The 24,150-nt window shown below is 51.5% G+C and carries 24 protein-coding genes; 15 read left to right on the plus strand and 9 right to left on the minus strand.

Going from position 1 to position 24,150, the window contains the following annotated elements:
* The first annotated feature begins 104 nt into the window (after positions 1–104).
* Complete coding sequence (locus ACLJZ5_RS02530; RefSeq protein ID WP_001179794.1) at positions 105–458, plus strand: DsrE/DsrF/TusD sulfur relay family protein; 354 nt, start codon at positions 105–107, stop codon at positions 456–458.
* Positions 459–537: 79 nt separating this feature from the next.
* Here the strand turns inward: ACLJZ5_RS02530 and chaB are convergent, their stop codons facing one another.
* Entirely contained in the window at positions 538–768 is a 231-nt protein-coding gene (chaB, locus tag ACLJZ5_RS02535; RefSeq protein WP_001146392.1) for a putative cation transport regulator ChaB, read from the minus strand.
* Positions 769–1,034: 266 nt separating this feature from the next.
* Between chaB and chaA the strand changes: the two genes are divergently transcribed.
* Complete coding sequence (chaA, locus tag ACLJZ5_RS02540; RefSeq protein WP_000148418.1) at positions 1,035–2,135, plus strand: sodium-potassium/proton antiporter ChaA; 1,101 nt, start codon at positions 1,035–1,037, stop codon at positions 2,133–2,135.
* 53 nt (positions 2,136–2,188) lie between these two features.
* Here chaA and kdsA read toward each other — a convergent pair whose 3' ends face one another.
* From kdsA to hemA, 6 genes are read right to left on the minus strand one after another with little or no spacing between them, the layout of a single operon-like run.
* Positions 2,189–3,043 carry a 3-deoxy-8-phosphooctulonate synthase gene (gene kdsA / locus ACLJZ5_RS02545; RefSeq protein WP_000811046.1) on the minus strand — a complete coding sequence of 285 codons (855 nt, stop codon included), beginning with the start codon at positions 3,041–3,043 and terminating at the stop codon, positions 2,189–2,191.
* Positions 3,044–3,080: 37 nt separating this feature from the next.
* Positions 3,081–3,890 carry an invasion regulator SirB1 gene (gene sirB1 / locus ACLJZ5_RS02550; protein ID WP_001257065.1) on the minus strand — a complete coding sequence of 270 codons (810 nt, stop codon included), beginning with the start codon at positions 3,888–3,890 and terminating at the stop codon, positions 3,081–3,083.
* A 3-nt stretch (positions 3,891–3,893) separates the two neighbouring features.
* Positions 3,894–4,283 (minus strand): invasion regulator SirB2, encoded by a 390-nt coding sequence (gene sirB2, locus ACLJZ5_RS02555; RefSeq protein ID WP_024797696.1) that lies wholly within the window; start codon positions 4,281–4,283, stop codon positions 3,894–3,896.
* A complete protein-coding gene (gene prmC / locus ACLJZ5_RS02560) occupies positions 4,280–5,113 on the minus strand; it encodes a peptide chain release factor N(5)-glutamine methyltransferase (RefSeq protein ID WP_000347310.1) in 834 nt (277 codons plus the stop codon). Before prmC ends, sirB2 begins: the two co-directional genes overlap by 4 nt.
* Positions 5,113–6,195, minus strand: coding sequence for a peptide chain release factor 1 (gene prfA / locus ACLJZ5_RS02565; protein ID WP_000804703.1), 1,083 nt, complete (start codon positions 6,193–6,195; stop codon positions 5,113–5,115). The genes prmC and prfA overlap by 1 nt, the downstream gene beginning before the upstream one ends.
* A 40-nt stretch (positions 6,196–6,235) precedes the next feature.
* Entirely contained in the window at positions 6,236–7,492 is a 1,257-nt protein-coding gene (hemA, locus tag ACLJZ5_RS02570) for a glutamyl-tRNA reductase (RefSeq protein WP_000173208.1), read from the minus strand.
* Between the two features lie 313 nt (positions 7,493–7,805).
* On the opposite strand from hemA, the gene lolB reads away from it, so the two are divergent.
* From lolB to dauA, 4 genes are all read left to right on the plus strand, one after another.
* A complete protein-coding gene (gene lolB, locus ACLJZ5_RS02575) occupies positions 7,806–8,429 on the plus strand; it encodes a lipoprotein insertase outer membrane protein LolB (protein WP_000174484.1) in 624 nt (207 codons plus the stop codon).
* Complete coding sequence (gene ispE, locus ACLJZ5_RS02580) at positions 8,426–9,277, plus strand: 4-(cytidine 5'-diphospho)-2-C-methyl-D-erythritol kinase (RefSeq protein WP_000988257.1); 852 nt, start codon at positions 8,426–8,428, stop codon at positions 9,275–9,277. The genes lolB and ispE overlap by 4 nt, the downstream gene beginning before the upstream one ends.
* Positions 9,278–9,542: 265 nt before the next feature.
* On the plus strand, positions 9,543–10,490 hold the full coding sequence (gene prs / locus ACLJZ5_RS02585; protein ID WP_001518537.1) for a ribose-phosphate diphosphokinase: 948 nt from the start codon (positions 9,543–9,545) through the stop codon (positions 10,488–10,490).
* 124 nt (positions 10,491–10,614) lie between these two features.
* Positions 10,615–12,300 carry a C4-dicarboxylic acid transporter DauA gene (gene dauA / locus ACLJZ5_RS02590; protein WP_001037186.1) on the plus strand — a complete coding sequence of 562 codons (1,686 nt, stop codon included), beginning with the start codon at positions 10,615–10,617 and terminating at the stop codon, positions 12,298–12,300.
* 44 nt (positions 12,301–12,344) lie between these two features.
* Here the strand turns inward: dauA and ychH are convergent, their stop codons facing one another.
* The gene (gene ychH / locus ACLJZ5_RS02595; protein ID WP_000823878.1) at positions 12,345–12,623 is read right to left on the minus strand and encodes a stress-induced protein YchH; all 279 of its coding nucleotides are present in this window, start codon (positions 12,621–12,623) and stop codon (positions 12,345–12,347) included.
* Between the two features lie 275 nt (positions 12,624–12,898).
* On the opposite strand from ychH, the gene pth reads away from it, so the two are divergent.
* The 3 genes from pth (at position 12,899) to ACLJZ5_RS02610 (ending at position 16,344) form a co-directional block, all read left to right on the plus strand.
* Entirely contained in the window at positions 12,899–13,483 is a 585-nt protein-coding gene (gene pth / locus ACLJZ5_RS02600; RefSeq protein WP_000985595.1) for an aminoacyl-tRNA hydrolase, read from the plus strand.
* A 116-nt stretch (positions 13,484–13,599) separates the two neighbouring features.
* Entirely contained in the window at positions 13,600–14,691 is a 1,092-nt protein-coding gene (ychF, locus tag ACLJZ5_RS02605; RefSeq protein WP_024797695.1) for a redox-regulated ATPase YchF, read from the plus strand.
* A gap of 885 nt (positions 14,692–15,576) precedes the next feature.
* Positions 15,577–16,344, plus strand: coding sequence for a hypothetical protein (locus ACLJZ5_RS02610; RefSeq protein ID WP_020898832.1), 768 nt, complete (start codon positions 15,577–15,579; stop codon positions 16,342–16,344).
* Between the two features lie 489 nt (positions 16,345–16,833).
* On the opposite strand, the gene ACLJZ5_RS02615 is transcribed toward ACLJZ5_RS02610, so the two are convergent.
* Complete coding sequence (locus ACLJZ5_RS02615) at positions 16,834–18,099, minus strand: DUF4427 domain-containing protein (protein WP_024797694.1); 1,266 nt, start codon at positions 18,097–18,099, stop codon at positions 16,834–16,836.
* Between the two features lie 493 nt (positions 18,100–18,592).
* Here ACLJZ5_RS02615 and hyaA point away from each other — a divergent pair, with 493 nt between their 5' ends.
* From hyaA to ACLJZ5_RS02645, 6 genes are read left to right on the plus strand one after another with little or no spacing between them, the layout of a single operon-like run.
* Positions 18,593–19,711, plus strand: a complete 1,119-nt coding sequence (hyaA, locus tag ACLJZ5_RS02620; RefSeq protein WP_001058312.1) for a hydrogenase 1 small subunit — start codon at positions 18,593–18,595, stop codon at positions 19,709–19,711.
* The gene (gene hyaB, locus ACLJZ5_RS02625; RefSeq protein WP_000070982.1) at positions 19,708–21,501 is read left to right on the plus strand and encodes a Ni/Fe-hydrogenase large subunit; all 1,794 of its coding nucleotides are present in this window, start codon (positions 19,708–19,710) and stop codon (positions 21,499–21,501) included. The genes hyaA and hyaB overlap by 4 nt, the downstream gene beginning before the upstream one ends.
* Positions 21,502–21,519: 18 nt before the next feature.
* Positions 21,520–22,251, plus strand: a complete 732-nt coding sequence (gene hyaC / locus ACLJZ5_RS02630; protein ID WP_000147036.1) for a Ni/Fe-hydrogenase b-type cytochrome subunit — start codon at positions 21,520–21,522, stop codon at positions 22,249–22,251.
* On the plus strand, positions 22,248–22,844 hold the full coding sequence (gene hyaD, locus ACLJZ5_RS02635; protein WP_000993807.1) for a hydrogenase 1 maturation protease: 597 nt from the start codon (positions 22,248–22,250) through the stop codon (positions 22,842–22,844). Before hyaC ends, hyaD begins: the two co-directional genes overlap by 4 nt.
* Positions 22,834–23,238: a hydrogenase-1 operon protein HyaE gene (hyaE, locus tag ACLJZ5_RS02640; RefSeq protein WP_001262570.1), complete on the plus strand. Its 405-nt coding sequence runs from the start codon at positions 22,834–22,836 to the stop codon at positions 23,236–23,238. The genes hyaD and hyaE overlap by 11 nt, the downstream gene beginning before the upstream one ends.
* Positions 23,235–24,083 carry a hydrogenase expression/formation protein gene (locus ACLJZ5_RS02645; protein WP_024797693.1) on the plus strand — a complete coding sequence of 283 codons (849 nt, stop codon included), beginning with the start codon at positions 23,235–23,237 and terminating at the stop codon, positions 24,081–24,083. The genes hyaE and ACLJZ5_RS02645 overlap by 4 nt, the downstream gene beginning before the upstream one ends.
* Positions 24,084–24,150 lie beyond the last annotated feature (67 nt).

Here is a 24,150-nt window from a genome sequence, read left to right on the forward strand (position 1 = left end):
TCCGCAGAGCGTCCCGGGATTTTATCCACGCATTTGGCGGCACCCGGTTCCCGAGGTAACATAACGCCATTGCCGACAAAATTTCTCGAGGAGAAGGGTTATTCATGCAAAATATCGTCATTATCGCTAACGGCGCCGCCTACGGCAGCGAATCATTATTTAATAGCCTGCGTCTGGCCATTGCGCTGCGCGAGCAGGAAAGCCATCTCGATTTACGCCTGTTTTTGATGTCAGATGCCGTAACCGCAGGGTTACGCGGTCAAAAACCAGCCGAAGGCTACAATATTCAGCAAATGCTGGAAATTCTGACCGCGCAAAACGTACCGGTAAAATTATGCAAAACCTGTGCGGACGGACGTGGTATCACTCCCCTGCCGCTGATTGACGGTGTGGAAATCGGAACGCTGGTCGAGCTGGCGCAATGGACGCTGGCGGCGGACAAAGTGCTGACATTTTGAATCTGTACGCGGGAAAAGCTCCCGCGTCAGGATAGACTTCCGGCAAGAAAATCAGGCCAACACGTGAGTAATACCGCGTTTATTTTTTCTTATGCCATTTATCATCCTCGCCTTTTTCATAATCGTTTTTAACCGCCGCCCAGGCGACTTTGTGTGCGGTTTCCTCGCGGCTGGCGTCATCACGACGATCGGCTTTATCTTTATATTGCTCCCAGGCGCTATTAAAGGCTTCTTTGTAAATGTCCTGGGCATGGGCTGGAAGAACATTCCGCACATTATCGGGTAAATCACTTTTGGCTTTATACGGCATCAGCGCCTCCGTCTTCAGGGAAAACATTAAGTGTGGTAAACAATGCGTTATTACGCCAGTCGAGGAGAATTTTTGCTTTTTACGGAAATTAACTTTTTGTTATTTAAACACTGTTAAAACAAGATGCTTGTTTTACTGACCTTGAAAGAAAAAAATCGTCTACGCCGTAAAACTACGTAAAAAACCACTAAAAAAATACAAATTTCTGCTATTTTTACCTTCTTTACTCTTTCCAAAATATTAACACCTGCACAAGGGAGACCCTCATGACACATGCCTGTGAGGCGGTGAAAACCCGCCATAAGGAGACTTCGCTTATTTTCCCGGTTCTTGCGCTGGTAGTGCTGTTCCTTTGGGGAAGCAGCCAGTCACTACCAGTGGTTATTGGCATCAATATCCTTGCACTTATTGGTATTTTAAGCAGCGCATTTAGCGTGGTCCGTCATGCCGATGTATTAGCGCATCGACTCGGCGAACCCTATGGATCGCTTATTTTAAGCCTGTCCGTCGTTATTCTTGAGGTGAGTTTAATTTCAGCGCTGATGGCTACCGGCGATGCTGCGCCAACGCTTATGCGCGATACGCTCTACTCTATTATTATGATTGTCACCGGGGGACTGGTCGGTTTCTCGTTGTTGTTGGGCGGGCGTAAATTCGCAACGCAATATATGAATTTATTCGGGATTAAGCAGTATCTTATCGCGCTGTTTCCGCTGGCGATTATTGTGCTGGTTTTTCCAATGGCATTGCCGCAAGCCAATTTCTCTACCGGTCAGGCATTATTGGTCGCGTTAATTTCCGCCGCAATGTACGGCGTATTTTTGTTGATTCAAACCAAAACGCACCAGAGCTTATTTATCTATGAACATGAAGATGAAGGCGATGATGACAATCCACACCACGGTAAACCCTCCGCGCACAGTAGCGGCTGGCATACGGTCTGGTTACTCATTCATTTAATTGCGGTCATTGCCGTTACCAAAATGAATGCCAGCCCGCTGGAGGCGTTGCTGACCAGCATGAACGCCCCGGTCGCCTTTACCGGTTTCCTGGTCGCGCTGTTAATTCTCTCGCCGGAAGGACTGGGCGCGCTGAAGGCGGTACTGAATAATCAGGTTCAGCGGGCAATGAATCTGTTCTTCGGATCGGTGTTGGCGACGATTTCATTAACCGTGCCGGTTGTCACGCTCATCGCCTGGGCGACAGGTAATGATCTGGTGTTTGGTTTAGGCGCGCCGGAAATGGTAGTGATGGTGGCCTCGTTAGTACTGTGCCATATTTCGTTCTCTACCGGACGCACCAACGTGCTAAACGGCGCGGCGCATCTGGCTTTATTTGCCGCCTATCTGATGACGATTTTTGCCTGATATAAAAAAGCCGGATAGTATCTTATCCGGCCTACACAAGCTAAAAACCGCAATCAGTTCTCGGTATCCAGCTCGTCGAAGCTTTTCACCAAATCATCAATCGCTTTTATCTGGGTCAGGAACTGCTCCAGTTTCGCCAGCGGCAGCGCGGAAGGACCGTCGCACTTCGCGTTAGCCGGGTCCGGATGCGACTCCAGGAACAGGCCCGCCAGACCGACAGCCATACCGGCGCGCGCCAGCTCGGTCACCTGACCACGACGACCGCCAGAGGCGGCGCCAAATGGGTCGCGGCATTGCAGCGCGTGGGTAACGTCGAAAATCACCGGCGAGTTGCCGGAGACCTTTTTCATCACGCTAAAGCCCAGCATATCTACCACCAGGTTGTCATAACCGAAGTTCGCGCCGCGGTCGCACAGAATCACCTTATCGTTGCCGCCCTCATGGAACTTATCCACGATATTGCCCATCTGACCTGGGCTTACGAACTGCGGCTTTTTCACGTTAATCACAGCGCCGGTTTTCGCCATCGCTTCCACCAGGTCGGTCTGGCGCGCCAGAAACGCCGGGAGCTGAATCACGTCAACCACATCAGCAACAGGCTGCGCCTGGCTGGCTTCATGGACGTCAGTGATCACTTTTACGCCAAATGTCTGTTTGAGCTCCTGGAAGATTTTCATCCCTTCTTCCAGACCCGGCCCACGGTAAGAGTGAATAGAGGAACGGTTGGCTTTATCAAAAGAGGCCTTGAACACGTAAGGAATACCCAGCTTCTGGGTAACGGTTACGTAGTGCTCACAAATGCGCATTGCCAGATCGCGAGACTCCAGCACGTTCATACCGCCAAACAGCACAAACGGCAGGTCATTTGCCACCTTAATGTCGCCAATGTTAACCACTTTTTGTTTCATAGGATCGCCTTACACTTATAGGTAAAATGTCGGTTAATTAATGTAGAACAATTTGCTTGTGCGCAATGGTGTTGATCTGCGCACGAATCATTTCGCTGATCGGGTCTTCCGGACACTGTTCAACGAAGTAGCTTAAATCAGTCAGCGCAACGTGTTCACACTCAAGCTGCGCGTAGATCAACCCGCGGTCACGGATTTCGTAAGGATCTTCCGGGTTAAATTGCAACAATGCTTCGCTAACGCGCAGCGCCAGCTCCATTTGCCGTTCCTCCATCAGCGAGGATTTCAGCGTATCCAGTAGCTTACGAATCACTTCGGCGTTATCCGCCTCGTCCAAATCTTCGTTAAACAACTCGGCGACCGGACTAATATTGCCTTTTAACCAGACTTCCAGAGTATGTTCATCAAGCGTTTCACCGTTGAACGGGTTAATCAGCCACATTTCCCCTTCCAGCGATTCAATACGCAAAATCAACTGCGTTGGGAAGATAACGGGCACCAACGGCAAATCAAGACGGTTTGCTATCCATAATAAAATAGCGCCCAACGATACCGCGCTACCCTGGCGTTTTTTCAGGACTTTATCGAGCCATAAAGCATCAGAAAGACGGTAGACGCCGCGGGAATCCGTGAACCCCCACTCGCCGTAAAAAAGTGCCAGCAATTTTTCCAGTTGCTCATCCTGAGACAGGAGCTGGCTAATTTCTTCCTGCGCCAGACTGACCAGACGTTCCAGTTCGTCGTAGACAAACTGCGTGGGAAAATCCAGGCGAATCATCTCTGATGCCAGGATCATGCCATCACACAGCGGCGCATTGTTAAATTCGAAATCAGCTAACGACCTCATGACTTACCCCAGTAACGGTATTTTTGTGGTGGCGAGTTTAATGATGATGTACAGCACCACCAGCGCCAGCGGGAAAGCGATAAAACGCGCCTGCTGGCTGCGCGCCTGACGATAATCAAGCGCAATAAAACCCAAAACGATGTAGATGATAACGCCAAACAGTTTTTCAGTCAGCCATGCGCCCGACTCCGTGAATGGCAGGATGTGCGTTTTAACGATTAACCCAATACCGCTAAGCAGTAACAGGGTATCTATGACGGGAGGCACGATTCGTGTCCAGCGCACGGCGGCCAACGCATGGCCGCAATAGCGCCACCAGTAACGAGCGACAAACAAACTGACGGAGAGCGCAACACAGATAAGATGAAGCGTGAGCAACATTGCAATTGTCATGGCGTAAAACGTCCGCAGGTCACGCGTTCATTACCACCATAATCACGACATGTTTCTACATCCGAGTAACCAGACCGCCTGAAAACCGCTCTTACCGCTTCGCCTTGCTGCCAACCGTGTTCCAACAGCAGGAAGCCGCCGGGCGTTAACATCTGGCGAGCGTTATCGATAATATGCGTCAGATCCGCCATACCGTTTTCGTCCGCTACCAACGCCGAGCGCGGTTCAAAGCGTACATCGCCTTCGCTAAGGTGCGGGTCCTGCGCATCAATGTAGGGCGGATTACTGACAATCATGTCGAACTGCTGCCCCGATAGCGCGCTGAACCAACAACTTTGCAGTATACGCACATTCCGGATAGCCAAATGTTCCGCGTTGCGTATCGCCAGCGCAACCGCATCAGGCATACGATCGACCGCAGTCACCTCGCAATCCGGTCGCTCGCAGGCCAACGCCAGCGCAATCGCGCCGGTTCCGGTGCCTAAATCCAGAATACGACAGGTTTTGACCGGCAATCGCGCCAACGCCTGTTCAACCAGACATTCGGTATCCGGGCGCGGGATTAGCGTGGCGGGAGAAACGAAGAGCGGCAGCGACCAGAATTCGCGTAAGCCCGTCAGGTACGCAATGGGTTCGCCCTGTTTACGCCGCTGCAGCAGATCCGCGAGCTGTTGTTGCTGGACGTCGGTAAGCGGCGTTTCGCCAAAGGCCATGATATACGTCCGCCCCTTGCCCGTAACGTACTCAAGCAGGATCTCGGCGTCGCGCCGGGGGCTGTCGCTGTCCCGGAGCTGGTTTACCGCCTCATGCAGCCAGTGCTGAAAATCCATTATTCCTGCTCGGACAACGCGGCTAACAGGTCAGCCTGATGTTCCTGAACAATCGGCTCAATCAGCATATCCAGCTTACCTTCCATCGTTTCATCAAGGCGATATAACGTCAGATTAATACGATGATCGGTCACGCGCCCCTGCGGGAAATTATAGGTCCGGTTACGATCGCTGCGATCGCCGCTGCCAAGCAGATTGCGTCGCGTTGACGCCTCGGCCTGCTGGCGTTTTGCCGTTTCGGCGGCGTGAATGCGCGCCCCGAGCACCGAGAGCGCTTTCGCTTTGTTTTTATGCTGCGAACGCTCGTCCTGGCATTCCACCACGATGCCGGTCGGCAAGTGGGTAATACGGATAGCGGAGTCGGTGGTGTTAACGTGCTGACCGCCCGCGCCGGAAGAACGAAACGTATCAATGCGCAGATCCGCCGGGTTAATATCCGGCAGCTCGGCTTCCGGCAGCTCCGGCATCACGGCGACGGTACAGGCGGAGGTATGGATACGCCCCTGCGACTCGGTCGCCGGAACACGCTGTACGCGGTGTCCGCCGGACTCAAATTTCAGTCGGCCATACACGCCGTCGCCGCTGATTTTGGCGATGATCTCTTTATAACCGCCATGCTCGCCTTCGCTCATGCTCATGATCTCCACGCGCCAGCGGCGCGCTTCGGCATAACGGCTGTACATGCGGAACAGATCGCCGGCAAACAGCGCGGCTTCGTCGCCGCCGGTGCCGGCGCGAACCTCAAGGAACGCGTTTCGTTCATCGTCCGGATCTTTCGGCAGCAGCAGTACCTGTAACTGTTGCTCCAGTTGTTCGCTTTTTTCTTTCGCTTCGCGCAGTTCTTCCTGCGCCATTTCTCGCATTTCAGGATCGTCGAGCATCATCTGAGCCGTCTCGATATCGTCCTGAACCTGTTGCCAGTCCGTAAAACAGCGAGAAACGTCGCTTAATTGCGCATATTCGCGCGACAATGCGCGAAAGCGGTCCTGGTCGGCGATAATTCCCGCATCGCCCAGCAACGCCTGAACTTCCTCATGGCGTTCGTGCAGGGCTTCCAGTTTGGCAACGATAGAAGGCTTCATAGGCGTAAATTCACCCTGTAAAAAAGTGTGGTGTGTGCTGCTACTCCAGCCCGAGGCTGTCGCGCAGAATATTCAGGCGTTCGTCATCCCCGTCACGGGCAGCCTGTTGAAGTGATTTCGTTGGCGCATGAATCAGGCGGTTGGTCAGTTTCCATGCCAGATCCTGCAAGATGGCTTGCGCATCACCGCCCTGTTGAAGGGCCGACAGCGCTTTGGTAGTCAGTTCGTCACGAATCTGCTCCGACTGACTACGGTATTCCCGAATGGTCTCGCTGGCCCCCTGGGCGCGTAGCCAGGCCATAAACTCGCTGGCTTCCTGCTCAACAATCGTTTCCGCTTCCACCGCCGCAGCCTGACGCTGCGCCAGATTATGCGAAATGATGCTCTGTAAATCATCGACGCTATAAAGATAAGCGTTCGCCAGTTTGCCGACTTCCGGCTCAACGTCGCGCGGTACGGCGATATCCACCAGCAGCATCGGCTGGTTGCGACGGCTTTTTAATGCGCGCTCCACCATGCCTTTACCGATAATCGGCAGCGGGCTGGCGGTCGAACTGATGATAATATCGGCATCCTGCAAACGGGCGTCGATATCGCTGAGCGAGATAACCTCAGCGCCTACTTCATCCGCCAGGGCTTGCGCGCGCTCGCGGGTTCGGTTGGCGATAATCATCTTTTGTACTTTATGCTCGCGCAGGTGACGCGCCACCAGTTCAATAGTTTCACCCGCGCCAACTAACAGTACAGTGACCGTCGAGAGCGATTCAAAGATTTGGCGGGCGAGCGTACAGGCGGCAAACGCGACGGAGACGGCGCTGGCGCCGATATCGGTTTCAGTCCGCACTCGCTTGGCGACGGAAAAAGACTTCTGAAACATTCGCTCCAGCGCGCTGGCGTTAAGGTGGCCTTTTTGCGAATCCGCAAACGCTTTTTTCACCTGACCGAGGATTTGCGGTTCGCCCAGCACCAGTGAATCCAGACCGCTGGCGACGCGCATCAGGTGGCTGACGGCGTCATTGTCCTGATGCCAGTACAGACTGTTGCGCAGATCGTCCTCGTTCAGGTTATGGTAATCGCATAACCAGCGGATCAACGCTTCTTGCAGGTTATCCTGCTCTTCCACGCTCAAATACAGTTCTGTACGGTTACAGGTTGACAGCACGACCCCGCCCTGCACCATTGGCTGCGCAAGCAGGCTGTCCAGCGCCTGATCAAGCGTGTCCGGCGAAAACGTTACGCGTTCTCGCAGCGATACAGGTGCCGTTTTATGGTTAATACCGAGCGCTAAAAGGGTCATGTCTGCGGGAGTAGTACCAGCGTTGATATGGTTAGTCTGCTTGCATCATACAGGATGCGCGTGGTCAATAAAAGAGAGAGCCCCCTTTTGGAGTAATTGGCAGCGCTCGCTAATTTGATGATTTAAGACAACTTGAAAGTAGACGATGTCACCAGGCGGCGCTAGCATTAAAGGCTATAACTGTAACCGATAGCAAAAATTTGCCGAATCGCGGCGCGAACGTTTTTACAGCCTGCAGGTTCAGTTTTCAGGCCTGATAAGCGTAACGCCATCAGGCAATTATTGCACCGTATCACAAGGATTCGTCATCACTATGACCCTGCCCGATTTTCGCCTGATTCGTCTACTGCCGTTAGCAAGCCTGGTTCTCACCGCCTGTACGCTTCCTGGGCATAAAGGCCCGGGCAAGAGCCCGGATTCCCCTCAGTGGCGCCAGCATCAGCAAGAGGTGCGTCATCTGAATCAATACCAGACGCGCGGCGCCTTTGCTTACATCTCAGATGATCAGAAAGTCTATGCGCGCTTCTTCTGGCAACAGACCGGACAGGATCGCTACCGTCTGCTGCTTACCAACCCATTGGGCAGCACCGAGCTGGAGCTTAACGCCCAGCCGGGCAACGTCCAGTTGGTGGATAACAAAGGCCAGCGTTATACCGCCGATGACGCCGAAGAGATGATCGGCAAACTCACCGGGATGCCGATTCCGTTAAACAGCCTGCGGCAGTGGATCCTCGGTCTGCCTGGCGATGCCACCGACTACAAACTGGACGACCAGTACCGCCTGAGCGAAGTGAACTACCGCCAGGATGGTAAAAACTGGAAAGTGGTTTACGGTGGCTATGACAGCAAAACGCAGCCTGCCATGCCTGCCAATATGGAGCTTTCAGACGGCAGTCAGCGCATTAAGCTGAAAATGGATAACTGGATTGTGAAATGATGACCCATTGGCCTTCTCCGGCAAAATTAAACCTGTTTTTATATATCACCGGACAGCGTGCAGACGGCTACCACACGCTGCAGACGCTGTTTCAGTTTCTGGATTATGGCGACACACTCCACATCGAACCGCGTCGCGATGGCGAAATCCATTTATTAACGCCGGTTAACGGCGTTGAAAATGAAGACAACCTGATCGTCCGCGCCGCACGGCTGTTGATGAAAGCCGCCTCGGAGAGTGGACGCCTGCCCGCCGGAAGCGGCGCGGATATCAGCATTGAGAAGCGCCTTCCCATGGGCGGCGGTCTGGGCGGCGGCTCATCTAACGCCGCGACCGTTCTGGTGGCGCTCAATCATCTTTGGCAATGCGGGCTTTCCATTGATGAACTGGCGACGCTCGGCCTGACGCTCGGCGCCGACGTCCCGGTCTTTGTTCGTGGCCACGCCGCGTTTGCCGAAGGCGTAGGCGAAATATTAACGCCGGTGAATCCGCCGGAAAAATGGTATCTGGTCGCGCACCCTGGCGTAAGCATTCCGACGCCGGTTATCTTTAAAGATCCTCAATTGCCGCGTAATACGCCAAAAAGGTCAATAGATACGTTACTAAAATGTGAATTCAGCAATGATTGCGAGGTTATCGCAAGAAAACGTTTTCGCGAGGTTGATGCGGCGCTTTCCTGGCTGTTAGAATACGCGCCGTCGCGCCTGACTGGGACAGGGGCCTGTGTCTTTGCTGAATTCGATACAGAGTCTTGTGCTCGCCAGGTGCTTGAGCAAGCCCCGGAATGGCTCAATGCTTTTGTGGCGAAGGGTGTCAACCTCTCCCCATTGCATCGAGAGTTACTCTAACGCATTCGGGTTTCAGGAAGATGGCGAAATGACGAGTCGCCGGTCATATATGCCGTATTTGACCGGTGTGAGGCATCGATACCAGCGCACATGAAACGTGAATGAAGACGAGTAAGCCGGGCAAGCTGAGCTTCGGTGACAACGTCACCTTGTTCCAGACGTTGCATCGCGCTCTTTAATACACCGCCTGGATAGGATTTTGCCTGGCCCGCACAGTTTTCGGCAAATCTTTTCCACCAATGGACGCATGCCTGAGGTTCTTCTCGTGCCTGATATGAAGCTTTTTGCTGGTAACGCCACCCCGGAACTAGCACAACGTATTGCCAACCGCCTGTACACTTCTCTCGGCGACGCCGCCGTAGGTCGCTTTAGCGACGGCGAAGTCAGCGTACAAATCAACGAAAATGTACGCGGTGGTGATATTTTCATCATCCAGTCCACTTGTGCCCCAACCAACGACAACCTGATGGAATTGGTCGTTATGGTTGATGCCCTGCGTCGTGCTTCCGCAGGTCGTATCACCGCCGTTATCCCCTACTTTGGCTATGCACGTCAGGACCGTCGCGTACGTTCCGCCCGTGTGCCGATTACCGCAAAAGTTGTCGCTGACTTCCTGTCCAGCGTCGGCGTTGACCGCGTTCTCACCGTAGATCTGCATGCTGAACAGATCCAGGGCTTCTTTGACGTTCCGGTTGATAACGTGTTCGGTAGCCCAATCCTGCTCGAAGATATGCTGCAACTGAATCTGGATAACCCGATCGTGGTTTCCCCGGATATTGGCGGCGTGGTTCGTGCCCGCGCTATCGCTAAGCTGCTGAACGATACCGATATGGCTATCATTGATAAACGTCGTCCGCGCGCGAACGTTTCTCAGGTGATGCACATCATCGGCGACGTCGCTGGCCGTGACTGCGTGCTGGTTGATGATATGATCGATACCGGCGGTACTCTGTGCAAAGCAGCAGAAGCATTGAAAGAACGTGGCGCTAAACGCGTGTTTGCCTACGCGACGCACCCGATCTTCTCAGGCAATGCGGCAAACAACCTGCGCAACTCCGTCATTGATGAAGTCGTTGTCTGCGACACCATTCCGCTGACCGACGAAATCAAAGCGCTGCCGAACGTGCGTACTTTGACCCTGTCAGGTATGCTGGCCGAAGCGATTCGCCGTATCAGCAACGAAGAATCGATTTCCGCCATGTTCGAGCATTGATCGAACCCGGATCTGAAACCCGCTGCGGCGGGTTTTTTTGTCTGTAACACCCTTTTGTATGACTTATGCCTCCTTCACCTGCCATTTAGTTGACAGATGATGCGCTCATGGATGAAACATTATTGTGAACAAATTATTTTCCTCACATGTGATGCCTTTCCGCGCTCTCATCGATGCTTGCTGGAAAGAAAAATATACCGCCTCCCGGTTCACCCGTGATGTGATAGCCGGGATCACCGTCGGGATTATTGCTATCCCGCTGGCGATGGCGCTGGCAATTGGCAGTGGCGTTGCGCCGCAGTATGGCCTCTATACCTCCGCTGTCGCCGGGATCGTGATCGCGCTAACCGGCGGCTCGCGCTTTAGCGTTTCCGGCCCTACCGCCGCGTTTGTGGTGATTTTGTATCCGGTATCGCAACAGTTTGGTCTGGCGGGCCTACTGGTCGCCACGCTGATGTCGGGCTTCTTCCTGATCCTTTTCGGCCTGGCGAGACTGGGGCGATTGATTGAATATATCCCGGTGTCGGTCACGTTGGGTTTTACCTCAGGGATTGGTATTACCATCGGTACCATGCAGATTAAAGATTTTCTTGGTCTGCAGATGGCCCATGTGCCAGAGCACTATTTGCAGAAAGTCGGCGCGCTGTTTATGGCGTTGCCCACCGTCAATATTGGCGATGCCGCCATTGGCGTGGTAACGCTGGGAACGTTGATTTTCTGGCCGCGTCTCGGTATTCGTCTGCCAGGACATCTTCCCGCGCTGCTGGCTGGTTGCGCCGTGATGGGGATCGTTAATCTGCTGGGCGGCAATGTGGCGACTATCGGCTCACAGTTCCATTATGTTCTGGCTGACGGCACTCAGGGCAACGGCATCCCGCAGCTCCTGCCGCAACTGATGCTGCCGTGGAGTCTTCCTGGCTCCGATTTCACGCTAAGCTGGGATTCACTGCGCGCGCTGCTGCCAGCGGCCTTCTCGATGGCAATGCTGGGGGCAATCGAATCATTGCTCTGCGCCGTCGTGCTGGACGGCATGACCGGCACCAAACATAAAGCTAACAGCGAACTTATCGGCCAGGGGCTGGGGAATATGGTCGCGCCGTTCTTTGGCGGCATCACCGCCACCGCCGCGATTGCCCGCTCTGCCGCCAACGTCCGCGCTGGCGCGACCTCTCCCGTCTCAGCGGTAATTCACGCTATCCTGGTTATTCTGGCGCTACTGGTCTTAGCCCCGCTACTCTCCTGGCTGCCGCTTTCCGCGATGGCGGCGCTACTGCTGATGGTGGCATGGAATATGAGTGAAGCCCATAAAGTGGTGGATCTGTTACGCCATGCGCCGAAAGACGACATCATCGTTATGCTGCTGTGCATGTCATTAACGGTTCTGTTTGATATGGTCATCGCCATCAGCGTGGGGATTGTCCTTGCTTCCCTGCTGTTTATGCGCCGTATTGCGCGAATGACTCGACTTGCGCCGGTCAATGTCGATGTGCCTGATGATGTGCTGGTGCTGCGTGTTATCGGTCCGCTCTTTTTCGCCGCGGCGGAAGGACTGTTTACTGACCTTGAGTCACGTATTAAGGGTAAACGTATCGTCGTTCTGAAATGGGACGCAGTACCAGTGCTGGATGCAGGCGGGCTTGATGCTTTTCAGCGTTTTGTGAAGCGTCTGCCGGAGGGTTGCGAATTGCGTATCAGTAATCTGGAGTTCCAACCGCTGCGCACAATGGCGCGTGCCGGTATCAAACCTATTCCTGGGCGTCTGACCTTCTTCCCGAACAGGACGGAGGCGTTAGCGGATTTACTCAGTTAATGGACAATGCCCGGTGGCGATAACGCTTACCGGGCCTGAACCGGTTAGCTATGACGACGATTGTCGTTACGGCGGCAACGTTTGTCATAGTGACGTACCCACCAATATTTGTCGCTCACCTGCTCATGCCCCCCTACACGAGCCCCTGCCAGCCAAAGAACTGCCCCGACAAAAATGCTCAGTATTGCGCCATGCGCAAAAAATTGCGGCAAATTAAACTGCGGCAGTTGGTTTAAAATAGAGTAACCCACGCCGACAACCATCACGACCAGCCCCAACCCCATCAGCACGTTACCGAATAACGAAGCGTTTTTGCGTTTCATATGTCACCTCCGGAACTTTTGGGTTGTTTTTAGGAAATCCCCCTAAACTTTATGTGTAAAGTATAGACAACACTTCCATTTGTAAGTGCGGGTGTGATCACAAATGTAAAGTTTCATTTAACAAAACTTTACAAATAACACACTGAACAGTTTACATTTTTAATAATCAATGCTGGCAATTATTTGATTTACTTCAGAGTGTCGCTGTGTTTTGTCAAGCGGGCAGACAGACAGTAAACTACGCGCCAGTTATGGATCTACTCAGGACAAAAAACGTGGCAATTAAATTGATTGTTGGTCTGGCGAATCCCGGTGCGGAATATGCCGCGACGCGACACAATGCAGGCGCATGGTACGTCGATTTACTGGCGGAGCGCCTGCGCGCGCCGTTGCGTGAAGAGCCTAAATTCTTTGGTTATACCTCACGCATCACGCTGGAAGGGGAAGATGTTCGCCTGCTGGTACCCACCACGTTCATGAACCTCAGTGGTAAAGCAGTTGGCGCAATGGCCAGTTTTTACCGTATTCAGCCGGACGAAATTCTGGTCGCTCACGACGAGCTGGATCTCCCTCCGGGCGTGGCGAAATTTAAACTTGGCGGCGGCCACGGCGGCCACAATGGCCTGAAAGACATCATCAGCAAGCTGGGCAATAATCCCAACTTTCACCGCTTACGCGTTGGAATTGGTCATCCAGGCGATAAAAATAAAGTTGTTGGTTTCGTGCTGGGTAAACCCCCTGTTTCTGAACAAAAATTAATTGATGAGGCCATTGACGAAGCGGCACGCTGTACGGAATTGTGGTTCAAAGAGGGTCTGGCCAAAGCAACAAGCCGTTTGCATACCTTTAAGGCGCAATAACCAGTGATGTGCGGCATTTTTGCCGCACGCCGTGTATAATAGGCGAAGTTATTTCCATTTCTGCAATCTGTTTTCTATAACAGGTTGATTATTAAGATATTAAGGTGAGTTAAATCATGGGATTCAAATGCGGTATCGTCGGTCTGCCCAACGTCGGGAAATCCACCCTGTTCAACGCGCTGACAAAAGCCGGTATTGAAGCGGCAAACTTTCCGTTCTGCACTATCGAACCGAATACCGGTGTCGTGCCGATGCCCGATCCGCGTCTGGAACAGTTGGCTGAGATTGTTAAACCGCAACGCATTCTACCAACCACGATGGAGTTCGTGGATATCGCCGGTCTGGTAAAAGGCGCGTCCAAAGGCGAAGGGTTGGGTAACCAGTTCCTGACCAATATCCGTGAAACTGAAGCTATCGGTCACGTGGTTCGCTGCTTTGAGAACGACAATATCATCCATGTGGCGGGTAAAGTAAACCCGGCAGAAGATATTGATGTTATCAATACCGAACTGGCGCTGGCTGACCTCGATACCTGCGAGCGCGCTATCCATCGCGTACAGAAGAAAGCCAAAGGCGGCGATAAAGACGCCAAAGCGGAACTGGCCGCGCTGGAAAAATGCCTGCCGCACCTGGCCGAAGCGGGGATGCTGCGTTCGCTGGACCTGACGGACGAAGATAAAGCGGCTATCCGTTATTTAAGCTTCCTGACGCTGAAGCCGACGATGTATATCGCTAACGTCAATGAAGACGGTTTTGAAAATAACCCGTATCTGGACCAGGTTCGCGAAATCGCCGCCAAAGAAGGTTCGGTCGTGGTTCCGGTGTGTGCCGCCGTCGAAGCTGATATTGCTGAGCTGGATGATGACGAGCGCGACGAATTTATGGCTGAACTGGGTCTGGAAGAGCCGGGGCTGAACCGCGTTATTCGCGCAGGTTATCGCCTGCTGAACCTCCAGACCTACTTCACCGCCGGGGTGAAAGAAGTTCGCGCATGGACCATTCCGGTTGGCGCAACCGCGCCGCAAGCAGCAGGTAAAATCCATACCGACTTCGAAAAAGGCTTTATCCGCGCCCAAACTATCGCCTTTGACGACTTTATTACCTATAAAGGTGAACAAGGCGCGAAAGAAGCCGGTAAGATGCGAGCGGAAGGCAAAGATTACATCGTTAAAGATGGCGATATAATGAACTTCCTGTTCAACGTCTAAATAACATTTGTTGTCTCATGAGGTTTTGCTGAATCTCATGACAGCGGTAAACCCTATAAAATCCACGCCATTGCGTGGATTTTATCTTTTATAGTATCTCAGATGAGAGCGTAGAAACGCGACTAAAACTGAGCATTCCAGTGAGTACAATAAGCAGCTATTTTCACACATGATAAGTCCGCCCACTCAAATTAGCTGAGCATCCAGAAGCTCACTACAGTTAACGTTTTCAAAATGGCAGTGAATTGTCTGAATGACTGGTTCCAGAACAGATAGACTCGCCACCAACGACTACATAATTTAGGAAATAATGTTCACGAATTGTATATTTACACCAAAATGATACGATATTTTCTATCAATGGAATATCTATGAGGTGAATTTTTACCACCATTATCACCCATATTATAAATATTAGGAACTTCAGTATCGGTAGATTTCTAAAAGCGCCTTCTAACAGGCTTCAAAACGGTGTCCGCCCCTGCATTCTTTAGGTCTCCGAAGAATTTACTGTCCGTTGAAAGGGAAACTTCATTCGATTTTCGCATATCAGCATTGGTAAATATTAAAATTTGGTCACGAATTTAACAACCAACCATAATAGCTATCACAGCGTTGCGAAACCATAAAGTACTTTAAAGATATCATTTATAACTATCCAGATTGATATTATTCATCAATTTTATGCAAGCTGAGAATAGATTAATTCAAGCAATCTAATCACCACTGAGTGCGGATTAACGATAATTATATTGATTATTATCAAGCTATAGTAATATCCTGTGGTAAACTTCATATGTTCATTATAATATATCATAAAAGAACATTTAATTTTTCAGATAAATTTTATTACAAGGTTTAAACATCTAAGCTTAAGGAGCACATATGCCAAGAGGACTAATCTCAGGCCGAGACTATTCGGAATGCGATATCTTTGACCATACTTTATATCCAAGAATGAAGGAGGAACCTCTTCTTAATGAAGATGACTGTATTGTTGTCCCTGTAAGAAATGAGATTACTCCCCATTTCAGAAGAGTAGGAAATCCATCTTTCGGCAAAAGGTTAGGTAGAGCCGAAGATAATCCAACTCACGATAATTGCGTAAATTATTTATATGATGAGTTAAATAATAAAAATATTGAAGCTGTTAAGTTCTCTACATATGTTTTTGCAGAGGATCGAACATATGAAGAGCAAGTAATTTTTAGTCCGCTGAAAGATAGTGATTTTGGGTGGTATAAAGAAAAGGACGCACGTATTGCATTTCATGAGGATTCTTATATTCAACCCGATATTGGAGGAAGGGATAGAAACAAATTTTTCCCCCGCTCAGCCTATCCAAACATTATCATTGAAGTAATTCGTACTCACTACCCAGAAAGGGATACCTTTCAGAAACTCCTTGAGCTTTCAAAAACAAATCACCACGTTTATTTTTATTTTATAGATGAAGGAAACAAAAAATCAAAACTAAATAGTCTTTCTATTAAAAATGGTATATTGACATTAAGAGTATCTCACTATCTAATTGGTGGTCAACTCTATAAGAATGGTAATTGCTATGCACCAAAAGGTGAAGATGAATCTTTCGAGCACTGGTATCAATATCTTGAAAATAGTTATTTTACAAATGCTATGGAAAGAGCTTAACAAGTTCAGACAGCATTTTATGATGCATAAAAGAGTATGAAAAGTGCCTGTTATCAGAGGTTACTAGTAATTCTCTGTAACTGCCTGCTTTCTTGAAGGTGATCGTCAGACGGTCACCAAACTCCGATAATAAAACGGTTCTTCGCCAGCACTCCAGAGCAACACACTCCATTTTTCGACGCATCCTTGATCGCCGGATAAATAATCTTGCCTCCGTCAGAAATACTTTGCGTTTCTCAAAGGCTGTCCATAGCGATTCGACAGCGCCTATAGTTTTTAAGGGCTGTAGCAACTTTCGTAGCGAGCCGCAGAATTTTAATTCGTCCACAAGCTGCCTGACTCTGTTGTTGGAATACACATATCAAAAACAGACAGATGTGCAATTTTAATTACAGTCTATTTTATAATAGACTCTAATGTCTTTCATTCATCTATAAAAATCAATGCGTTAAATTAACGCAGATCTAACAGGGTAAGTTCTTTTCTTAATTACCAGTCGACATTCACTGTATGATTATAAAAAGGATGCTGGTCCTTTAGCGGCGTCTCATAACCTGGGATGGCATCATAATCATCTTTTCCCTGAACGGAATACCCTCCCGCTTCGATATTAAAACGATGTTTGAGCCATCCCACAACATGACTTGCGAAAGCTTCTTTTCTTCTTAATGGCCAATCAACAGAAGCCAAATTAACATCTAATAAGTACCGCCCTTCTTTATTAACGTTGATCATTCCAGCCTGCAGTAACGCCCGTACCACCTGGGATTGGTTATCATGAATCCAGACCCAGGCATTTCCAAATTCCATTGCATAATTATCATTTAAAAAATCTTTTTTTGAATATAATTCATTTACATAATCATTGATAGAATCAGCATAATTTTTTACTTTAGATGCAGATAAATCAAAAAAAGATTCAAATCCGAAAGTATTATCATTAATACAAGACAGTAACGCGCCCGGTTCCGAGAGCTGGGTCCATGATTGTAAACTCTCTACAGCTATAATGAATTTGAAAGTGTTTCTTCCAATGACGCCCCGGTCAATTAAAGTTAAAATATCGTGAGCTACGGTAAGGATATCTTCTGCAAACGGGACGATTATTCCCGCACCATTTATTTCGCTTGATTTAAAATCAAACCCTGGGGTGCTTTCAATGTTTTCCGGAATACCATACTCTTTAATATGATTAAGGAAATTTTTAATATCGCCACGATATGGCCATCGCCATTCGCGTTCATGTGTCCAGTCAATCTTACCTGGAACATAAGTAACATATCTATATTGCTCAATCAAAGGAAGAGCCGTTTCATCAAGAATACGTTCCCCGTTTCTGCCTTGCGAGCATCGAGCATTGTTATGCTGATCCAACCCATATATGACTGGCCTTGCCCCATAATTAAACATTTGCTCTTTAGGTAAAACGATTGCATATAAACCGATTTTTTCATTTCGTTCTAATCGGCGAACACCAGTTTCTAAATAAGCTGCAATCGGCATATCTGTAAAGCATACCACCGGGGAGTCACCATATACGGTTCGTTGCCCATTTCGGTATGACCAGGACGAGAAAATTTTATGACTGCGTAAAGATAATCGAAGTAAATATTTAGCATCAATGAAACATGCGTGGTGCTGATTATTAAAACCACAGTGTTCAGGCAAATAAATATGGCTACCGGTCTCTAAATCAACGTCCCGAAAAAAATGAATCAAATAATCGGACAAGTCAAATCTGATGTTATTTTTCATGGGACGCCCTCTTTCAAACGGTCTCTTTTTTGCATTCCTTTAAAACCAGCATCACTATTTTATATAAAAATCTTCACGAAGTATGCTTCTTTTAACGATGACATCAAATCCTCCCTCCTTTTGCGTCAACTTACGTATCCTGAAATGGCGAGACCAGGCTAAATCTACCCGAGGTTGCTCGCTGAAAACCTCATCCTGGAACAAGCTCAACCGTCCTTCCCCGCCACGGCCATTTCGCCGAAAAACCGATAATGGGTATAAATATACCGCTATAAGCTATACCCACACACTTCACATTGTTTCTTATCGTTAATCCGATACGCTTTTTTCACATTATTTCTGGCGATATACGCCGGTGCAAAGTGAATCGGGCTCGTTTCCGCGCTCGCGCGTAACACAATGATTTGCCTTGCTGGCGGAACGTCAACGGACCCGCAAAAGCGCCTTATGCCCCTGGCGGAGCGTGGTGCAAAAAGGAGAAAAAATACGCGTTATGAATAACGAGGAGACCTTTTATCAAGCCATGCGTCGTAAGGGAGTGACCCGACGCAGCTTTCTCAAATTCTGTAGCCTTGCCGCCACATCGCTGGGACTGGGCGCCGGAATGACGCCAAAGATCGCCTGGGCGCTGGAGAATAAACCGCGGATTCCGGTGGTCTGGATTCATGGACTGGAATGCACCTGCTGTACCGAATCCTTTATCCGTTCCTCGCACCCGCTAGCCAAAGATGTGATCCTCTCGCTGATTTCCCTCGATTATGACGACACCCTGATGGCCGCCGCCGGCGCACAGGCCGAAGAAGTCTTTGACGATATTACCACTCGCTACGCCGGGAAATACATTCTGGCGGTGGAAGGCAATCCGCCGTTAGGAGAACAAGGGATGTTCTGTATCAGCGGCGGCCGCCCGTTTATTGAAAAACTGAAGAAAGCCGCCGCGGGCGCCAGCGCTATTATCGCCTGGGGAAACTGCGCCTCCTGGGGTTGCGTCCAGGCCGCCCGCCCCAATCCGACCCAGGCAACGCCTATCGATAAAGTGATCACCGACAAGCCGATCGTGAAGGTCCCTGGATGTCCGCCAATCCCGGATGTCATGAGCGCCATTATCACCTATATGGTGACGTTTGATCGTCTGCCGGAGCTCGATCGCATGGGCCGTCCACTAATGTTCTACGGTCAACGTATCCACGATAAATGCTACCGCCGCGCCCATTTTGACGCCGGTGAATTCGTCGAGAGCTGGGATGATGACGCCGCCCGCAAGGGATACTGCCTGTACAAGATGGGCTGTAAAGGGCCAACCACCTATAACGCCTGCTCCTCCACACGCTGGAATGACGGCGTCTCCTTTCCTATCCAGTCCGGTCACGGATGTCTGGGATGTTCAGAAAATGGTTTCTGGGATCGCGGCTCGTTTTATAGCCGCGTGGTGGATATTCCCCAGATGGGTACCCATTCAACCGCCGATACGGTGGGGCTGACCGCGCTGGGCGTGGTCGCTGCGGGCGTTGGCGGTCACGCTGTCGCCAGCGCGCTCAACCAACGTAAACGCCACAAACAACAGTTAGCGCAAGCCGAACAACAGCCGGACAATGAGGATAAACAGGCATGAGTAACCAGTATCAAACCCAGGGTTATACCGTTAACGACGCCGGCCGTCGTCTGATCGTGGACCCGATTACCCGCATCGAAGGGCATATGCGCTGCGAAGTGAACATTGATGAGCAAAACGTCATTACCAATGCCGTTTCCTGCGGCACGATGTTCCGCGGGCTGGAGATCATTCTGCAAGGCCGTGACCCGCGTGACGCCTGGGCGTTTGTTGAACGTATTTGTGGTGTCTGTACCGGGGTACATGCTCTGGCATCGGTGTACGCTATCGAAGATGCGATTGGTATCCAGGTGCCGGATAACGCCAATATTATACGTAACATCATGCTGGCTACGTTGTGGTGTCACGATCATCTGGTCCATTTTTATCAGTTAGCCGGTATGGACTGGATTGATGTTCTGAATGCGCTGAAAGCCGATCCGCGCGCCACCTCGCAGTTGGCGCAAAGCCTTTCCGCCTGGCCGATGTCATCGCCGGGCTACTTCTTTGACGTACAAAATCGATTAAAGAAATTTGTCGATGGTGGCCAGCTTGGGATATTCCGTAACGGCTATTGGGGACATCCACAGTACAAACTGTCGCCAGAGGCTAATCTGATGGGTTTTGCCCACTATCTTGAAGCCCTCGACTTCCAGCGCGAGATCGTCAAAATCCATACCATATTTGGCGGTAAGAACCCCCATCCTAACTGGATCGTCGGCGGGATGCCGTGCGCGATCAATCTCGATCAAAGCGGCGCGGTCGGGGCTATCAATATGGAGCGCCTCAACCTGGTGCAGTCGATCATCACCCGCACCGCCGACTTCATTAACAACGTGATGGTTCCGGACGCGCTGGCTATCGGCCAGTTCAATAAAGCATGGAGTCAAATTGGCACCGGTCTGTCGGATAAATGCGTGCTGAGTTACGGCGCATTTCCGGACATTGCCAACGACTTCAGCCAGCAAAGCCTGTTAATGCCGGGCGGCGCGGTGGTCAATGGCGATTTTAAAAATGTCATGCCGGTAGATTTGGCCGATCCGCAGCAGATACAGGAGTTTGTGGATCACGCCTGGTACCGCTATCCGGACGATCGGCTGGGGCGTCATCCTTTTGACGGCATTACCGATCCCTGGTACAACCCGGGTGATGTCAAAGGCAGCGATACGCATATCCAGCAGCTCAACGAGCAGGAACGTTACTCCTGGATTAAAGCGCCGCGCTGGCGGGGTCATGCCATGGAAGTCGGCCCGCTTGCCCGAACGCTTATCGCGTACCACAAAGGGGACGCCGCCACCATAGAGTCGGTAGATCGCATGATGTCCGCCCTTAAACTGCCGCTCTCCGGTATCCAGTCTACGCTTGGCCGTATTTTATGCCGCGCGCACGAAGCGCAATGGGCCGTCGGTAAGCTGCAGTATTTTTTCGACAGGCTTATGACCAACCTGAAAAACGGCGACCTGGCCACCGCCAATACCGAGAAATGGGAACCGGCCAGTTGGCCGCAGCACTGCCGCGGCATCGGTTTTACCGAAGCGCCTCGCGGAGCGTTGGGACACTGGGCGTCAATACGCGATCAGAAGATTGAACTCTATCAGTGCGTGGTTCCCACCACCTGGAACGCCAGCCCACGCGATCCTAAAAAACAGATCGGCGCCTATGAAGCGGCATTGATGGGAACACAAATGGCGATTCCCGACCAACCGTTAGAAATCCTGAGGACGCTGCACAGCTTCGACCCCTGCCTCGCCTGTTCAACCCACGTGCTCGGCGACGACGGCAGCGAACTGATTGCCGTCCAGGTACGCTAAGCGTTAAGGAAAAGAACGATGACTGGAAAGCTATCTCCACGCGTCGGGGAGGCGCGTGATACTGCCGTCAGCCACTATGTGTTTGAAGCGCCGGTACGCCTGTGGCACTGGCTAACGGTGGCCTGCATGTTGGTACTGATGGTAACAGGCTACTTTATTGGCCGGCCCTTGCCGTCGGTGAGTGGCGAGGCGACCTATCTGTTTTACATGGGCTATATCCGGCTGATCCACTTTGCCGCCGCGATGATCTTTACCGTGTTACTGCTGGGGCGGATTTATTGGGCCTGTGTCGGCAACCGCTATTCGCGAGAGCTGTTTATCGTCCCGGTCTGGCGTCGCAGTTGGTGGCAAGGCGCTTTCACCGTGGTCCGCTGGTATCTGTTTCTGGAGAAAAAACCGGGGAGCGACATCGGACATAACCCTGTCGCGCAGGCCGCGATGTTCGGCTATTTCCTGTTGTCGGTATTTATGATCCTCACCGGTTTCGCTCTGTTTGGCGAGCATAGCCAGTACGCCATCTTTGCGCCGTTCCGCTATGTGGTTGAATTTTTCTACTGGACCGGCGGCAACTCCATCGATATTCACAGCTGGCACCGACTGGGCATGTGGCTGATCGCCGCCTTCATCGTCGGGCACGTTTACCTCGCTATCCGGGAAGATATTATGTCCGACGATACGGTGATCTCCACCATGATCAATGGCTATCGCAGCCACAAATTCCCCAAACCACACGACAAGGAGCCCTCATGAATGCGCAACGCGTAGTGGTGATGGGGTTAGGAAACCTGCTGTGGGCCGATGAAGGATTCGGTATCCGGGTCGCGGAGCGTTTGTATGCCCGATATCACTGGCCTGAAGAGGTAGAAATTGTGGACGGCGGTACGCAAGGGCTAAACCTGTTAGGTTATGTAGAGCAAGCCAGCCATCTCCTGCTCCTTGACGCGATCGATTATGGCCTGGCGCCGGGCAGCCTGCGAACCTATGCCGGCGAGAAAATCCCCGCGTATCTCAGCGCCAAAAAAATGAGTCTGCATCAAAACAGTTTTTCCGAAGTTCTGGCGCTGGCCGACATCCGCGGGCATCTGCCCTGTCACATAGCGCTGGTCGGTCTGCAACCGGCGCAACTGGACGACTATGGCGGTAGCCTGAGCGAAATAGCTCGCGGCCAGCTACCGGCGGCGGAACAGGCCGCCCTGGCGCAACTGGCCGCCTGGGGGATCGTACCGCAGGCAAACGAGGTCGCACGCTGCCTGAACTATAAATGCCTGTCGATGGAAAATTATGAGGGAGTGCGCATACGTCAGTATCAGACACGTCTGGAGGGCAAAAGAAGTGGCGAATGACACCCCGTTCTCTGCGCTATGGCAACGCCTGTTAACCCGGGGATGGCAACCGGTAGAGGCTTCCACGGTAGACGACTGGATCAAACTGGTTGGAGATGGCGTCATCCTGTTAAGTAGCGATCCGCGGCGTACGCCGGAAGTCAGCGATAACCCGGTGATGATTGCCGAACTCCTGCGTGAGTTCCCGCAGTTTGACTGGCAGGTGGCGGTGGCCGACCTTGAACAAAGCGAAGCTATCGGCGATCGCTTTAATGTTCGTCGGTTTCCGGCGACGTTGGTTTTTACAGACGGCGAGTTACGCGGCGCGCTCAGCGGCATTCATCCCTGGGCTGAACTGCTCACGCTGATGCGTTCGATGGTTGACACTCCCGCAGCGCAGGAGACAGCACAATGAGCAACGCCTTTTTTCATCTGCTGGGGCCAGGTACGCAGCCTGATGACGCCAGTTTCTCGATGAATCCCTTACCGCTCACCTGTCAGGTCAATGGCGACCCAAGTATGGCGGCGCTGGAGCGCTGCGCTCACAGCCCGGCGGTGATGGCATTGTTGACCGATCTGCGAGGTCAGCTTGCCCGGTGCATTCCGGAAGTCGGCGACGTGCTGGGATGGGAGTTATCTCCCCTGAATGCCGATGATCTCTCATTCCTCAATACGTTATTGGGCGAAGGCGAAGTCTCGGTACGCATTCAGCATCCGGACGGGAGTGAAAGCGAGATCCAGGAGACCATCTTCTGCGGCCTGTGGCGGGTACGCCATCTGCATAACCGACGTCTGCTGACGGATCGTCTGGAAGCGGGTAGCGCACCCCTGACATTATGGCAAGCGGCGACTGCCAATACGCTGCCTGACGACTCTCTGCTGCCTCCGCCTGTCGCTGGCCTGATGAATGGACTGCCGCTGGCCCATGAGTTATTGGCGCACGTACGCGATCCGGCGTTGCAACCTCACAGCATCAATTTGACCCAACTGCCGCTCAGCGAGGCCGATCGTCTTTTTCTGGCGCGTTTATGCGGACACGGGAATATTCAGATTCGCATCTCCGGGTATGGCGAAAGCCAAATCAACGCCACAGCATTGCGCCATCTCTGGCATGTGCGCTGTCTGGACGCCCTTAAAGGGCCGTTGCTCGATAGCTATGAGATTTGTCCTTTGCCGGAGCTGGTACTGGCGGCCCCGGAAGATCTGGCCGATTCGCGCCAGCGCCTGGATGAAGTCTGCCGATGGCTGGAGACGCGCTAGCGCTCTCAACAGGAACGTCACCGGTATCCGGTACTGATTAGCTTTTTACTCTCTTTCTGCCTACAGG

This window comes from Salmonella sp. 5800 (genome assembly GCF_046558195.1).
GTDB classification, from domain to species: domain Bacteria; phylum Pseudomonadota; class Gammaproteobacteria; order Enterobacterales; family Enterobacteriaceae; genus Salmonella; species Salmonella enterica.